Source organism: Chelativorans multitrophicus, from assembly GCF_011317445.1.
Taxonomy (GTDB): domain Bacteria; phylum Pseudomonadota; class Alphaproteobacteria; order Rhizobiales; family Rhizobiaceae; genus Chelativorans; species Chelativorans multitrophicus.
Genome location: NZ_JAAAPL010000010.1, coordinates 45,308 through 59,357, shown reverse-complemented (window position 1 = coordinate 59,357; position 14,050 = coordinate 45,308). Strand labels below are relative to the sequence as shown.

Sequence of the window (14,050 nt, the reverse complement as noted above, 5' to 3'; positions counted from 1 at the left end):
TCCCGGCCGAATGTTGCGCGCCGCATGACGTTCACCATCCGTTCGGCCTTAGCGTACGATTTGGCACTGCTCTTGTTCCGACCCCAGGTCGGTGCGCATGGCTTCCGCGATCAAGGGGAAGCCATAGAAGAGCGTTCCCCTCGAGCAGATTTGCGCAGCGCCGAGGGCGCTGATGAACCACCCTGTGTTGGTACTCTCCGGTGCTGGCTTCACGCAGTGCTCCCGATGCGGCTTTTCTTGCTACGCAAAGGCGGACACCTGCCATCCGCGCAACATTCGTCTGCAAGATAGCCGATAAGCGCCTGCATTGCGGGGTAATGCGCCTTGCATATCAATGTCGTCGCTGGCGTTCCTGGGAAACCAGCCCGGAATCAACAAGTCTTTTGATTTAGTACGATAGGGTGGAGGCGGGAATGCCCAGCTTATCCTGGATGCTGCCGACATATGCCCATCGCCGCCGGCGCGGACAAGAACGCGGTAGAGCTGAGGCCGAATCGGATTGCCCAAGGCCTCTAGCTAGGAAGCTGCGTTTGCGAGTTTCATGAGTTGCCCGGTCGCCTCACCCCTTGCCAACGCAGATGCCGCTATTGCGAAGGTTGGTTCACCCGCTTCGCTACTTCTTTGGCGCTTTCGACCCGTTCGGAATAGGTCTGTTAGATAAACGACCCGGTCCCGGAGCAGGAGGTCCGCCCGGCGGTGTCGTCCACGAGCATTGCGAATGATCCGCCACGATTGCGTCGTTCTGCTCGTTCGACCAATCACCGGCCATGGCGGCTCCCCGGCGGACCGGCCAAGCTGGAGAAGGCCCGGATCATGTCAGCAACTGCGCGGGCACACCGAGCGCCGGTCCGGCGTCGGCAAGCCGCTGGTCGAGCGTATGCACCGTGGCGCCATGCTCCGACGCGACGGCAAGATGCAGCGCATCGCCGGCGCGGAGTCCTAAGGTATGCTGGTTGGCAAACCTCGCCGCCGCCCGGAACTGCCCGCCCGTCACCGGCAGCACGGTGAAGCTCTCGGCAACAAGCTTGTTGAACATGGCGAGCGCCGCCGCGCGCTGCTCAAGGCTGATCTGTCCGGTCCGCAGCTTGATCGCCATGGCCGACGACATCTCGGTAACGGTCCAGTCGCTGATAAGAAGCTGTGCGGGATCCTGCTCCGCAATCCATGCCTGAACACGCTGCGTCATCGCTTCATTGGAGAGCGCCGCGACGATTAGCGACGTGTCGAGATAGAGCATCAGAAGCGATCGCCATCTCGCATCGACCGCACGAGATCAGCGGCGCTCTGGGACTGGGGCGGCATCGTCGCCGTCAGCGACTGGAGCAGCGCGGCATCAACCGGCTTGCGTGGCCTGGCCACGGCAGTGAGCCGCGCGACGGGCTTACCGCGGCGGGTAATGTCGATCGAATCGCCCGCTTCGACCCGGTCAACCAGTTCGCTCAGATGAGCTTTGGCATCCGCCAGATTGATCGCGTTCATCTCACGCTCCTGACCATATAGATGATCATATAGCGCAATTAGTCTGAGAATTCCAACGCTGCCTCTCCAACTCGTCCTTCTGACGAACGCTGCTTGGGGCCGGAGACAATCACGAGTCATCCTGATTGCACGTTCGGAATGCACGTCCTGATCGCTCGCCAGCACAACGCTCGCGAGCCGTTCAGGAGACGTCGCATGATACTCCAACAAACTTCCTGTCAGCTCGCCGCCAATTTAGACTGGTCTCTGCGCCCCGCTCGCTCGGCATCAGGTGTTAGCAGGCGGTGTGATGGTCGGTCCAGTTAGCCGCCGATAATTGCGCACCAATGAGCCTGGTCTTGTATGCCAGCACGGCCGCCCCATTGAGATGGGAACTGTATAGGAATGGCCGGGCCGGACGGAAGGCCCGCTTACTCGATGACGCTGCACACGGACACCGCCGCTGGTACGCGCGCCCGGTCCGCTTGCCCGGCAAAGAGCATCAGGGTCACTTTTGGTCTGCCCGTACGACCATCTGAGCGGCTGCCACTAAAGACGGTTTTTGGAAGGCGGAGGGGAGGCCTCGTTCCGACTCTGCTCGCGAGATGCAAAATCTTGAGTGCTTTCTGAGTGAACGGGTCGGCGGCGGCGCTCGGCTGGAGCGTTGGGTTGCCCGCGGTCTGCCAGCGCGCCTACAAGAGAAAATGATTCGACGGCGCCGGCGGTCGAGTGATCGACCTTTTCGAGCGCTCCCTTCGGCCTTGCCTGGAAGGCCGGAGTATATTTTCCAAGGTCGGCAGAAGTCCGGCAAGCCGCGCGGCGTTATGCATTTTCCGCACGCCGGCAGCGATCCGTCGTGTTGATGATGGAAAATGCCGGGGTCTCGCCGACAGAAAGCTGACGGACACCGGGGGCAGACAGCTCGGATGTCCGCTTGAGACCTTTTGGAGGATCTGCTGAATGATCACAGTGCAGCGAAATGCTGCCATCGAAGTCCGGACGAGGCGCGAGATGGTGAATGGATTTCCGCCGCAACGGAACTCACCGGCGACATTGACAAGGCGCAACGATCCGCGACGGCATAAGCTGAACAGACCCAATCAAAGGGCTTCGTCCTGGACGAAATCACCGTCCGGCTCGTCCGCCGCCCCGCGAACCAGCCCGGATAAAATGTCGCGCGCGAGCAGCTTCTCCTTGCTCAGCAACCCGGCATCCTCCAGCGCCTCGAAATCCGGCAGGTCGCGCAGCGTGTCGAGGCCGAACTCGAGCAGGAATGCTTTCGTCGTCACGTAGGTGTAGGGCGCGCCCGGCGTCGGGCTACGCGGGCCGGACGCGATCATGCCCGCGCCGCGCAGATGGGCGATCAAGTCGCGAGAAATCTCCTTGCCGAAAAAGGACGACAGTTCGGCGCGGGTGATCGGTTGGAAATAGGCGATGCACATCAGCACCAGCACCTCCGATTGCGTGAGGTCGCCCGCACCCCCGCTGCCGCCGACGGTCGTGCCAAATGCACTGCGGATGGCGTCAGCATAGGCCGGCCTGGTCAGGTGCCGAAAACCACCGGCGACGGCGACGAGGTCATAGGGCCGGCCGCGCAGCTCCTCGCGGATGTCGTCGATCAGAAGATCGATGCTGCAGCTCTCGCCGACGATGCGTGCCAGCACCTGGCGGCTGACCGGCTCGCTGGCGGCGAAAATCACCGCCTCGACGCGATGCATCCATTCGCGCCAGCGCGCTTCCGGCGGCAGATGATCCAGCTCGCGGTCAAACAGACCGTCGTCTGCTCGGCCTTCGCCTCCCTGCCCCCCTTTTCGCCGCTTGGCCGCACGCTCCGCCATTGTCTTCACAGCCCGTAGATGCGGAAGGTCGGCCGGCCGGACAGCTCGCGCACGGCGCCGAGCGCGACCAACCGGTCAAACAGGCGGCGCAGGCCGCGATCACTCATGCCGGTATGTTTGTCCCTGTCTCCCCGCGACGCGACCAGCGCATCCTCGTTCAGGAACCGGTCGACGATCGCATCCGCTCCCTTGGCCCTGAGTTTTGGCGCCACGGCAAGTAGCCGGTCCGCGCGACGTCCCAATTCGGACGACAGGTCAATCGCGCGCAGAGCTGCGCGCGCCTGTGCCGCGAGCAGATTCGTCGTAGCATGCGGACCTTTCTCACCGCCCATTACCGCAACCCCGGCACGCGCCCGCCGTGATCGCGCAGCCCCTGCGCTGAAAGCGGGCTCGGCACCCAGCAGCGGTATTGCATGCGCCCACCCGAGCCGCTGCGCCAGCACAGCATCGGCAAGCCAGGCTCCCAGGAGGCGCCCGAAGCCGTGCCGCTCGGCGGCCATCAACGCGCCCGTCAGCACGCCGAGGGTTCCGGAATTGCCGGCAAGCTGCCGCAGTTCGTCCGCCAGCCCGCTGACCGCAGCGTCGTCGCGGGCATGACCGAAGTCCTGCAGCACCGCGGCGAGGGTTTTCGCCGTCAGAAGCTCCGCGCTCGGCTGCGCCGTTAGCCGCCGCCACGCCCACAGCATCTGGCCGCCAGGCCCGACATCGTCAGCGCCCTTCGTCAGCAGCAGCGCATCGCGCAGGGCTGCTTCGTCCTCGAGGCGCCCCGCCTGCTTCGTCGTGGCGGCGGCGGCCGCCAGTGCGAGGCGTTGCCGCCAGGCACCGGCCCATCGCTCCTGCCGGCGCACCACCGCATCGAGCGTGCCGAGGGCGGCACCCGCCGCGAGCGCAACATCCTCGACTCCGTTCCCGGCAACGCTTTGCGCGCCCGGAACCGCGCTGCGCAGCCAAGCCGGCACCGCCGTCAACGGGACGGCCGCGGCCGATCCGGGGGGCGTGCCACGATGGCGCGACGAGGGGTTGAGACGCAGAATCATCGCCGACAATGCTGAAGAACAGCGGCGCTTTTTGCAAGCATATGATTGCAAAACCGCCGCGCCTGTCGTGGATAAATAATGACCGATAATCTTGCATTATCGTTCGTTATGTACTTTTATGGAACAATGGCTTCTCTCGTCGATCAAAACACCGAAAAACGTACTCAGCACGGCTCCGCTCGACCACAGAAAACGCCGCCGGGGATCGACCAACCCTCGGCCGAGCACGATGCGCCGATCGCCGAGGACTTGCCCGACATCATCGACGTGGTCATGGAGATGGGGCGCGCGACGGACGAGCTGTCGGCGGAAGCCCAAACCCCCTCCCCTGTTCCGGCCGTCGCCAATTCTCGCCTGCCGACGCATCTCGATGCGCTGGCCGATCGCGCCCGCGTTTATGTCGACGCAGCGAGCTCGGCCAACACACGCCGCGCCTACGCCTCAGACTGGAAGCATTTTGCCAGCTGGAGCAGGCGGCAGGGCGTCGAGATGTTTCCGCCGGATCCCCAGGTGGTCGGCCTCTACATCACGGCATGCGCCTCGGGAAAGGCGACCGGCGACAAGAAGCCCAATTCCGTGTCGACGATCGAGCGCCGGCTCTCCTCGCTGACGTGGAACTATGCCCAGCGCGGGCAACCGCTCGACCGCAAGGACCGGCACATTGCCACCGTCATGGCCGGCATACGCAACAAGCACGCCGCTCCGCCCCGGCAGAAGGAGGCGATCCTGCCCGAGGACCTGATCGCTATGCTGGAGACACTCGACCGTGGCACGTTGCGTGGGCTGCGCGACCGGGCCATGTTGCTTTTGGGCTTCGCCGGCGGGCTGCGCCGCTCCGAAGTCGTCGGGCTCGATTGCGGCCGCGACCAGACGGAGGACGGCCGCGGCTGGGTGGAGATCCTCGACAAGGGCCTCCTGGTCACGCTCCGCGGCAAGACCGGCTGGCGCGAGGTGGAGATCGGGCGCGGCTCCTCGAACGCCACCTGCCCCGTCGTGGCGCTCGAAACTTGGCTCAAGTTTGCCCGCATCGCCCATGGTCCGCTGTTTCGGAGGGTAACTGGTCGAGGCAAGGTCGTCGGCGCCGAGCGCCTCAACGACCAGGAGGTCGCGCGGTTGGTCAAACGAACAGCAATGGAAGCAGGCGTGCGCGGAGACCTGAGCGAAAAGGATCGAGTGAAGCTTTTTGCCGGCCATTCGCTTCGTGCCGGCCTTGCGTCCTCCGCCGAGGTTGACGAACGCTACGTGCAGAAGCAGCTCGGTCACTCGAGCGCAGAAATGACCCGCAAGTACCAGCGGCGGCGGGACCGTTTTCGCGTTAATCTCACCAAAGCGTCGGGTCTATAGAAAAACCCCTACCCTGGTTTTGACCCCTAATAACTAGGTGGTCAGGACTTTCACCTTCGCAGCATCGACGGGATCGCTGTGCAATCATTCCGTTCCGTAACTGCGATGCGGCTTTATCGGGCGGCCCAAGTCCCGTTAGAGATGCTCGCCAGCGGAGCGGAACGGAGGTGCAATTGCGGCCGAGCACCCTGCCCGGCTGGATGCCTTTCAGCCCTGATCAGGCCGATGTGCTGGAATCGCGAGCGGCAGACGTCGGCGGTCCGCCGTATCGGGGACGCCTCCCTGCTCTCTTGAATTCCATCTCTTCTGACGCTATCTTACGTCAAGATCACTGGCACAATACATGGGAGTTCCGATTCATGGGCCTCGCCCAATATGCGGATGATGGAATTTTCGCTCCGCGCCGGATCGCTGAAGCATTCCGGACAACAAGCGAGGAGATCGCCCGCACGGCCGGTCTGGGCAAAGACGCGATCCAGCGCAGGGATCGGGTCCGGTCGGATAAGACCCAGCGCCGGCTGCGTGAAATGATCGAGGTCATCAATAAGGTGGAGCCGCGTTTCGGTTCGGCGCTGATGGCCTATGCCTGGTACCGCTCGGAACCACTCCCGGGGTTTTCCGGTCAGACGGCCATGCAGCTCGTGCGCAGCGGACGAGCTGACGACGTGCTCGATTACATCGACGCGGTTGATGCGGGCGTGCATGCCTGAACGCCCGGATGCACTATAACGGCAAGCTCTATAGGGCGCTAAACCCGATCTATGCCCGTGAGCCGCTATCCGGGCGGGGAGCGGAGCTATATGGCGGCAGGTTCAATCCGAAAGGGGTGCCCGCTCTCTACACCTCTCTATCCATCGTAACAGCTCTGAGAGAGGCCAACCAGGTGGGTAATCTGCAGCCAACCACGCTGGTCTCCTACGACGCGGAGATCGACAGCATCTTCGACTGCCACGACGAGATGGCGCTTTCAGCCGAAGGAATGGACGCCGCGGCCATCGCTGACACGACCTGGCGCGATCAGATGAAAGCCAGCGGCGAAGCCAGAACGCAAGGTTTTGCCCGACGCTTGATCGACGCAGGCTATAATGGCCTACTCGTTCGAAGCTTTGCTGCTGGTTCTACGCCCGAGGATATGAATCTTGTGCTATGGAAATGGAGCAGCAGTCCTCCGGCGCGTCTCATCCTGATCGACGACGAAGGCAGACTGTCCGCATCTACAGTGACGGGCAGTATTCCTCCACGTTCTGAAGTGATGACCTGACGCGGGGACACAGTGGCTGTCGATCGCTCGCAACCACGGCCAGGACCGGTTCACCATATGCCTCAGAACACGGAGCCGACTTGTCCTTACATAAGGGCCCCCTATCCGTCTTATGAGCGATCTTGAACCCTCGATTTCGCAAGCCTTCGGTTGCGTCCTTCCTGGTAACGAGCTTCAGCGTGCCGGGCCCGGAATCACCTGCGTTGTCCATGTGCAACCTTCGTCAACCCTCACGACAAACACTTCGAAGCGCGTTCGGAGGCGAGCCTGTCCCTCTTCGTTCGCTGTCTCTTTGTAATCCCTTCGCAATCACCAGCTGAGCCTCATCCGGCTTTTCTTTCGCTACCAGCGTTTGCTTTCAGGCACGCCATCAGCATGGGGCCGACGGAGAACTGCCCTGCCCTCGCCTTTTCTGTTAGGGTGCGCAGATAACCACCAGCCGAATTGATGTGATTGGCGCGTTGCAGCATGCAGGCAATCACGATCGCGGTTGTTTCCTGCCCCATTACATCGAGCGCATCGGCATATGCGGATGGCGAGACCCCGAGATATCCCCTCACCTGGGCGGCGGTTGCCATCAGGTCACGCCAGCTTGCAATTCCGCTAGTGGAGTAATCGGCTATGTCGGGGCATGCTCTTAGCACCAATCCAAGTGGATAGCCTTTCAGCGGCTCAGGCGTTTCTTTTGCAGCCGCGGCTTCGTCCCCGCTCTTTTCGAGAGCAGGTTCAAATTCAATAAAGTGGTCGGTGTTTGAATTAGAATGCTGCCGCCCATTATGGGATTCATTGCCATCCGGATTCTCCGCATTCATGTGAGAATTCAGGATGTTGTCTACTTCTTCCCGAAGGTTTGCGAGACGCGCCACGAAAGGCTCGAGTTCCGTGGCGGTCGCACGGCGCGGCAAACGGTCCACGATCGCGCGGAAACGCTCCAAGATACCTGTCCAGTTGCCTGGAACGCCCTCCTCCACGGCCGCCTCGATAAGTTTACCTATATCGCGCCTGTAGAGCGTAATGCGTTCCCTCATGAGCTTGAGGGCGCGGTTCTCGGCCTGGATACGCTCAGCAGCATCCTGAAACGCTTCGGCGCGGGCAAGCAGCGGCGCCAGCGAGAAGCCGAAGGCTTCTTCCAACTCCCCTCCCCTCCCCTTCCGAGCGTACCTTTTCCCGTTTGGGCTGTCCCTGCGGATGATGATGCCACAATCTACCAAGTTGCCCAGGTGACGACGCAAGGTCGTATCTGGCATCCCGTGCGCCCTTAGCGACAGCTGCTTGTTGGACGGAAAAACAATCAGACCGCCTTCTTCGCTGAGTTCATTATCCGGATGGAACGACAGAAGCGCCGCCAGAATTGCGAGAGCGCGATCAGTGACTCCGATCAGCGACTTCCCCTCGCAAAGCCAGCGATACACCTGCCATTTGTCGACCGTCTTTCCCTCTGCGAGCTCACGCGCACTATTTTGTGCCACTAACAGAGCAAGCGACATCGGTCGGCTCCCAAAGGGAGTCGATGCAATATGCGTCTCCATTTCCTTTCACCCTCTCTCAGGCAAAAGAAATCTGCTCGCCGAAACGACGCCAGGACTCTTGACAGTGATTCGCGGAAATGCGATTCTCAGGCTGCTTAGACCATTGAGAAGGGCTTCCGCGACGGTGACGTTCGGGGGCCTTTTTCTTTTGCGGTTCTACTCTCCGTTTTCCTGCTTCTCCAACTTCCTGAAAGCCTCATAAAGGCTGTCCAGATTATGAGAGATCCATTCGCCGAATGGCTTCCCGTTCTTGGAATAGAAAGTAATCATGAGGGCTTTTTCGCCCTCCTTCACGTTTGCGGTCACCGATTTATCGGGAGCGCCCCACGGTCGGGTAGCAGATCTGTTGCGAGTCGGCTTGTTTTTGAGCAGTTTGAATACGGCCTCAAAACGATCGGCGCTCTGCAAATACTTGAAGCCAGATCCCGCGACCGTTGACTTCCAATCTGCGTCGGGACTGGACTCTAGCAGATCAGCCAATGCAACCCATCTTGGCCTACCGATGCCCGGTGCCGGCCCAATCGCCTCGACTAGGGTAGGCGGAAGTCGTCGGGCCAGACTGATCATCTCTGATAACACCCCTTTGGAATTGGTGCCGAATGTTGACATGATCACGGAGCGGGACATGCCGCGTTCCTCGAGACGGAGAGCAAAGAGCGCTCTCTCGATGAAGCTGAGATCTTTCCTTTCAAGGTTTTCGTTGCCCTGGGCGATAACCAGCTCCTCATCCGTCATCTCACGGACGAGAGCCTTGACCCGCTTATTGAGAATGCGGAGCGCGGCTACGCGGCGATGCCCGAAAGCGAGCTGATAAAACCCTTCCCTTTCGGGATGCGGTCGGACCAAAACGGGAATAGCCTGCCCGTTTTCACGGATGCTGGCGACAAGACTGTCAAATTCTTCACCGGTGTAATCATCAAGCCGATCTTTGACAAACGAGCTTTCCACCTGGTCGGGCTCGATATCTACGATCGTAGAACCTTCGGCCAACGCCTTACGAAGTTCCTCAGCCTCTTTCGATAGGCCGGAGATAGCATCATTCATGCTTTGCAGCGCGCCCGAGGGCACCTGCTGGCGCGGCCGGTGATATCTCGGGTTCTCAGCTGAGAACTCCGGGCTGGATACCGGCGTCAGAAAGTCTTTGAGTGCTTCGCGGCGCTTCGTCATTTGCGACCCCAGGATTGCCTAACGAGATGTTCAACCTCGCCATTGACCGCATCGAGCGCTTCCATCGCCCTATCATATGTCTGGCGATGGAAATTCTCGCGGCCGACCTCGTAAAGAGTTTGCTTGGTGATCCCCGCATCAGAAATCGCAGCGGACTTTACCATCGCGCTTGTGAGAACCCTGTCTCCGAACAGGCTTTTAAGGAGACCGGCAACCTGCGACTGGGAGCCGTCATTCGGTTCGTATCGTGTCAGGACATAGCGGAACCAATCATATCCAGCATTGCCGCCAGCTTTCTCGACAACGTCGAACAAGCCTGCAGTCATGTGCAGGAACTGGCTCATGGAAGCCACGTCCAACATCTGGGGATGGATCGTCACCAGCACGGCTGTCGCAGCGCAAAGCGCCGAAAGCGTCAGGTATCCGAGCGACGGCGGACAATCCAGGACAATAACGTCGTAATCAGCCTCTACAGATTTCAAAGCGGCCGACACTCGCGTAAAGAACATGCGGTCTGCGGCACGCCTCCCTTCCGTCAGCGCGCGAGGCGTCTCGTGTTCGAATTCTTGAAGCTCAAGATTGCCGGGAACGATATCGAGCCCAGTAAAATATGTCTTCCTGATAATCTCGGCCATAGGCCGCTGTTGTTCGTCATAGCGAATCGCGCCGTATATCGTCTCGTTCGGATCGAGATCGAATTCAGGCTGAATTCCAAATAAGGCTGACAGAGAGGCCTGCGGATCGAGATCGACCGCGAGCACGCGATACCCGCGGAGTGCAAAATACTGCACCAGATGCGCACTGGTTGTCGTCTTGCCGGAGCCACCTTTGAAATTTGTGACCGCTATGACTTGCAGATGTTCGCCCCCGGTTCGACGACGAACATAATCCCTCTTGTTCCTTCCGAGATGATCCCGGATCGCATGAATCTGTTCGAGGGTGTACAGTCTACGTCCGGCCGAATCCTTTTTCGCTTCCGGAATCACACCATCCAAAACCAGTGTTCGGAGATAGGCATCACTAATTCCGATCAGTCTGGCAGCTTCCCCCGCCATGAAGCGGCGCAGTTCCTTCTGTGCCGTTGGCGGAAAAGCACGAGCCCGCAGTTGCTGCAACTGAGAACTGAGGACATCAGCATCGGCTTCGATCAGCCTTGTCAATGATCTCGGCGGAGATGTTTGCTCTGCGTCCATTATAATGGTCTCGGACATTAAAAACGCTCAACTGTGTCATTCGACGATTTTGGCGTAAGGTGCACTGAGTCTTTCGGACCGTCAACAAATTAAGGGTAAACAGAATCTTAACGGCGTGGGCAATTTCGAAGCGACACGGCAAGTTCTCAGCTGAGAACGGTCCTCTGCTCTTTCCTGCAAAATCGCTACCGCTCGTGTCTCAAACCTCTAAAGCAAAGCGGGTGCGGAATTGAACTGATCTGCAGCCGGTTCGCGTGCTGGTGTCTAAACGCACCGTTGGCCCACCAAAAGGAAGCGCTCGTTGGGCACAGGCCAACAAGTATTTCCAATCCGCGTCGTAGCGCCTTCCATCGACTGATCCGCCCTCAACGGCATTTTGGAGCTGCTAGGCAACGAGCGCCTTCTTGACAACGGCAGGTCGGCGCAATTGAGATTTTCTTGTCTCGTAGGCACCACCACTCTGCGGGCGGAAAGCGAGGACGCCACTATCTTGATCGGCTCGCCGAGTTTGGCAGCGATTTGAAGATGCCCGCAGCCATATACAACCTGATGCCTTCCAACCGATGGATGGCACCCGACTAGGATTGAAACCTGCGAAGCCTATGGCACAATCGAACCGCAGCGGATGCGCTTCGTGTGCTTCGCTGGTAGGGGAGGGGGCGAGGCATGCTCTAGCATCTTTGCTGCTCTTCAGTGTCCCTTGACGACCGTAAAAGTTTAAGAGCTCTCCACGCAAAATCGAGCGTCGGGCGATGTCGGATAACCACCGTCGCAGTCGCAGCGCATGACTCGCAAACACCTGAAGGGTCGATATGCAGCGTCGATACGGCACTAATCGAGTGCCCGCCGGCCGCGCATGGTTTAAGAAAACATCGTGGCATTTCCAACTGGCTACAGCTGGCGAACGCTCTTCGACAGCATGCCCACGGTGCCCGTAACCTCATATTCGCTGTACTCGTCGCCACCTAGGCGCCACAGAAATGTCAGTCTGTTCGGCACGAGCGGCGCCTCAATCAGCGATGTCGCCGACGGGACGCGCAGGCAAGGGCAGGGGTGCCGAACCAACGCTGAACCCAGCGCATGGCTAGGATCTGGCCAGAAGCAGTTCGGCTGTCAACAAGCACCCCAGATCTTCGCCGCAGACAAGGGCTTGTCCTATACCACTTAAGCTGGCCGCTGCAGGCGACCCTCACGAGATCGGGGGCAGGGGAGGGGCTTCGCAGCTCGCCTTCTACCGCCTGCCGAGATTGGCACCGACAGCGCCCGGACCTGGACGTTCGAATGAATCAAGGGCACCGCTCGGCTTGCGCGTCCCTCCGGGAAGGATCTTCGATATCAGGCAGCGGTCATGGTGGTAGACGGGTGGAGCGAAGAAACGGAATGATACAGACGAAATTCTGCTTTAGGCGAGGGGCAGTTGATCTGGGGGAGGCAGCAAGTTCTCCAGTGCCGCCTTCAGTTCGATAGCGAGAAAGCGCGAGTAAAGGCGTGAGTCGAGCAGCGATCCGCCGGTCAGCCAAAGCCCTGGCTGTGCAGTCCGACGCCACATGTTGCGCATTTGGAAATGCTCGTCGAAACCCCACACAGGACCCAGCCTGTCGGCGATCTCGTCACCCAGAATTTCTCGCACTGTTTTCTGCATGTTGCAGTAGCCGGTGGCGAGTATCACCGCGTCGAACTGTTTCTGGCTGCCATCCCGCAGGATCGGTCCGTCTCCCGTCCAGTCGATCACATCCTCAGCTGGAATAACGCCGATTCGGCCGCTGGCAATGAGGCGTGAACAACCGACATCGATGTAGTATCCGCCTTCGTCGCGCATGAACATCATTTGAAATCCGGTGTCGTCGCTCCCGAAATAGGTCCGAAACCGAACCTGGTTAAGGCTTTCCAGGAGCTCGCGGTCATATTCAGCGCCTTTGCGCGTGATCCAGCGGTAGGTGTCTTCCATGATGGGATAGGGAATGGCGGCCGTCATGAGGTCGACATCTTCGGTGGAAAGCCCCTCGCCATAAATCTTGTAGACCATGGCGGCTGTCGGATCGAGGCTGCTGCTGTTAAAACCTTTCAACCGGCGAAAGTGTTCGGTGACGGGCAAGTGGCACGTTGAAACCTACGTCTGGGGTTCGTGGTCGATGGACGTATCTCTACCGTGCCATCGACAGTGTAGGCGACACGGTCGAGTTCTTCTTCAGCAAGACCTGCGGTCTTTTGCCTGCGATGGCGAAAGCAGGTTTCGGGACTGATCACGCAATCGATTTATGCGGATGATGCGGCTTGATGCGGTGTTCCATCTGTCTCAAGCTTTTTCAGCCTTGACCATACTGCCTCTGCCATTGGGCTAAGGCGCGAGGTGGACCGGTACAGGCGGATATGTACGGGGATGAAAAAGCGGTTGCTGCCGGCAACGACAAGCCGGCTTCGATCGATTTGGTCTCCGGCCAACATCTTCGGAAGCCATACGAGGCCGTCGCCACCGCAGGCCATCGACATCAATGTCGTCGCCAGATCCGAGGTAAAAACCTGGACGAGAGGGGGAGCGTCATCACAACGGGTAATCCAGTCCGCGACGATGCGGCCGAGCGCCGATCTATCGCTATAGGCAAGGTATCGGGCTTCGGCCTGGTTCTCCAGCGACCACTTCGGCAGGCCGGAGGGCAAGGGAGCCGAGAGGGGAATAAGCACATCGTCGCCGACAACGACGCTGGAAAAGCCGGGACGCGCAAGCCGGCTCTGGCTGGCCGGATGATCGTGGCACAACAGGAATTGAACGTCTCCATGCAGCATCATTTGCCCGCAGGCTTCCATCGTTCCCGAACTCAATGTCACGCTTTCGGTCGCAAATCCGGTGTCTTCATTGCGGATCCATCGGGGAAAGAAGGTAAAGGAAAGGGCATGCGTCGCAGCGAAGGAAAGCCGGGAGACGTGACGCCGACTGGCTTCCGCCGTTTCGCGGCGGAGCTGCTGCAAGCCTCGCACGAGGTTGCCAGCCTCGCTGCGGAAATGTTCACCGGCGGGAGTGAGAGATACTTGATGCGTCGTGCGGTGGAATAGGGCGGTCCCTACCCAATTTTCCAGGGCGCGGATGCGCCGGCTGAAAGCGGGCTGCGTCACGGACCGCGTTGCAGCCGCTTTCGAAAAGTTCAGTGTTTCAGCGAGAGCCAGGAAATCTTCCAGCCAGGTAAGGTCCATCCGTTATGCCGTTTATGCATGATCAATCTCGATA

At 59.9% G+C, this 14,050-nt stretch carries 12 protein-coding genes and 2 pseudogenes; 4 read left to right on the top strand and 10 right to left on the bottom strand.

Translation table 11 applies throughout. From position 1 onward, the window contains the following. Window positions 1–209: 209 nt before the first annotated feature. The 5 genes and pseudogenes from GNP00_RS23515 to GNP00_RS22435 form a co-directional block, all read right to left on the bottom strand. A pseudogene (locus tag GNP00_RS23515) lies at window positions 210–507 on the bottom strand (ArsR/SmtB family transcription factor). A gap of 304 nt (window positions 508–811) precedes the next feature. Further along, window positions 812–1,237, bottom strand: a complete 426-nt coding sequence (locus tag GNP00_RS22450) for a type II toxin-antitoxin system VapC family toxin (protein ID WP_011578986.1) — start codon at window positions 1,235–1,237, stop codon at window positions 812–814. Further along, window positions 1,237–1,479 (bottom strand): type II toxin-antitoxin system Phd/YefM family antitoxin, encoded by a 243-nt coding sequence (locus GNP00_RS22445; protein ID WP_011578985.1) that lies wholly within the window; start codon window positions 1,477–1,479, stop codon window positions 1,237–1,239. Before GNP00_RS22445 ends, GNP00_RS22450 begins: the two co-directional genes overlap by 1 nt. Before the next feature lie 1,079 nt (window positions 1,480–2,558). Beyond that, on the bottom strand, window positions 2,559–3,296 hold the full coding sequence (scpB, locus tag GNP00_RS22440) for an SMC-Scp complex subunit ScpB (protein ID WP_011578984.1): 738 nt from the start codon (window positions 3,294–3,296) through the stop codon (window positions 2,559–2,561). Window positions 3,297–3,301: 5 nt separating this feature from the next. Then, a complete protein-coding gene (locus tag GNP00_RS22435; RefSeq protein WP_166016320.1) occupies window positions 3,302–4,333 on the bottom strand; it encodes a DUF1403 family protein in 1,032 nt (343 codons plus the stop codon). Window positions 4,334–4,459: 126 nt separating this feature from the next. On the opposite strand from GNP00_RS22435, the gene GNP00_RS22430 reads away from it, so the two are divergent. The 3 genes from GNP00_RS22430 (at window position 4,460) to GNP00_RS22420 (ending at window position 6,938) form a co-directional block, all read left to right on the top strand. Next, window positions 4,460–5,677: a site-specific integrase gene (locus GNP00_RS22430; RefSeq protein WP_041545856.1), complete on the top strand. Its 1,218-nt coding sequence runs from the start codon at window positions 4,460–4,462 to the stop codon at window positions 5,675–5,677. A gap of 359 nt (window positions 5,678–6,036) precedes the next feature. After that, window positions 6,037–6,387 carry an MbcA/ParS/Xre antitoxin family protein gene (locus GNP00_RS22425; RefSeq protein WP_011578981.1) on the top strand — a complete coding sequence of 117 codons (351 nt, stop codon included), beginning with the start codon at window positions 6,037–6,039 and terminating at the stop codon, window positions 6,385–6,387. Window positions 6,388–6,395: 8 nt separating this feature from the next. Next, window positions 6,396–6,938, top strand: a complete 543-nt coding sequence (locus GNP00_RS22420; protein WP_011578980.1) for an RES family NAD+ phosphorylase — start codon at window positions 6,396–6,398, stop codon at window positions 6,936–6,938. Between the two features lie 323 nt (window positions 6,939–7,261). Here GNP00_RS22420 and repC read toward each other — a convergent pair whose 3' ends face one another. The 4 genes from repC to GNP00_RS22400 form a co-directional block, all read right to left on the bottom strand. Beyond that, complete coding sequence (gene repC / locus GNP00_RS22415) at window positions 7,262–8,467, bottom strand: plasmid replication protein RepC (RefSeq protein WP_011578979.1); 1,206 nt, start codon at window positions 8,465–8,467, stop codon at window positions 7,262–7,264. A gap of 156 nt (window positions 8,468–8,623) precedes the next feature. Beyond that, the gene (repB, locus tag GNP00_RS22410; RefSeq protein WP_011578978.1) at window positions 8,624–9,634 is read right to left on the bottom strand and encodes a plasmid partitioning protein RepB; all 1,011 of its coding nucleotides are present in this window, start codon (window positions 9,632–9,634) and stop codon (window positions 8,624–8,626) included. Next, window positions 9,631–10,845, bottom strand: a complete 1,215-nt coding sequence (gene repA / locus GNP00_RS22405; protein WP_011578977.1) for a plasmid partitioning protein RepA — start codon at window positions 10,843–10,845, stop codon at window positions 9,631–9,633. The genes repB and repA overlap by 4 nt, the downstream gene beginning before the upstream one ends. Before the next feature lie 1,384 nt (window positions 10,846–12,229). Continuing rightward, on the bottom strand, window positions 12,230–12,853 hold the full coding sequence (locus GNP00_RS22400) for a hypothetical protein (RefSeq protein WP_011578976.1): 624 nt from the start codon (window positions 12,851–12,853) through the stop codon (window positions 12,230–12,232). 22 nt (window positions 12,854–12,875) lie between these two features. Between GNP00_RS22400 and GNP00_RS22395 the strand changes: the two are divergent. After that, window positions 12,876–13,035 (top strand): annotated as a pseudogene (locus GNP00_RS22395) (DDE-type integrase/transposase/recombinase); the annotation flags it as partial. Between the two features lie 48 nt (window positions 13,036–13,083). On the opposite strand, the gene GNP00_RS22390 reads toward GNP00_RS22395, so the two are convergent. Further along, on the bottom strand, window positions 13,084–14,016 hold the full coding sequence (locus tag GNP00_RS22390; RefSeq protein WP_011578975.1) for a LysR family transcriptional regulator: 933 nt from the start codon (window positions 14,014–14,016) through the stop codon (window positions 13,084–13,086). Between the last annotated feature and the right edge of the window lie 34 nt (window positions 14,017–14,050).

Bases quoted from the DNA above. Each gene is read 5' to 3' on its own strand.
- GNP00_RS22450 (WP_011578986.1), bottom strand. From the start codon at position 1,237: ATGCTCTATCTCGACACGTCGCTAATCGTCGCGGCGCTCTCCAATGAA.
- GNP00_RS22400 (WP_011578976.1), bottom strand. From the start codon at position 12,853: ATGGTCTACAAGATTTATGGCGAGGGGCTTTCCACCGAAGATGTCGAC.
- scpB (WP_011578984.1), bottom strand. From the start codon at position 3,296: ATGGCGGAGCGTGCGGCCAAGCGGCGAAAAGGGGGGCAGGGAGGCGAA.
- GNP00_RS22390 (WP_011578975.1), bottom strand. From the start codon at position 14,016: ATGGACCTTACCTGGCTGGAAGATTTCCTGGCTCTCGCTGAAACACTG.
- GNP00_RS22420 (WP_011578980.1), top strand. From the start codon at position 6,396: ATGCACTATAACGGCAAGCTCTATAGGGCGCTAAACCCGATCTATGCC.
- GNP00_RS22425 (WP_011578981.1), top strand. From the start codon at position 6,037: ATGGGCCTCGCCCAATATGCGGATGATGGAATTTTCGCTCCGCGCCGG.
- GNP00_RS22430 (WP_041545856.1), top strand. From the start codon at position 4,460: ATGGCTTCTCTCGTCGATCAAAACACCGAAAAACGTACTCAGCACGGC.
- GNP00_RS22435 (WP_166016320.1), bottom strand. From the start codon at position 4,333: ATGATTCTGCGTCTCAACCCCTCGTCGCGCCATCGTGGCACGCCCCCC.
- repC (WP_011578979.1), bottom strand. From the start codon at position 8,467: ATGGAGACGCATATTGCATCGACTCCCTTTGGGAGCCGACCGATGTCG.
- GNP00_RS22445 (WP_011578985.1), bottom strand. From the start codon at position 1,479: ATGAACGCGATCAATCTGGCGGATGCCAAAGCTCATCTGAGCGAACTG.
- repB (WP_011578978.1), bottom strand. From the start codon at position 9,634: ATGACGAAGCGCCGCGAAGCACTCAAAGACTTTCTGACGCCGGTATCC.
- repA (WP_011578977.1), bottom strand. From the start codon at position 10,845: ATGTCCGAGACCATTATAATGGACGCAGAGCAAACATCTCCGCCGAGA.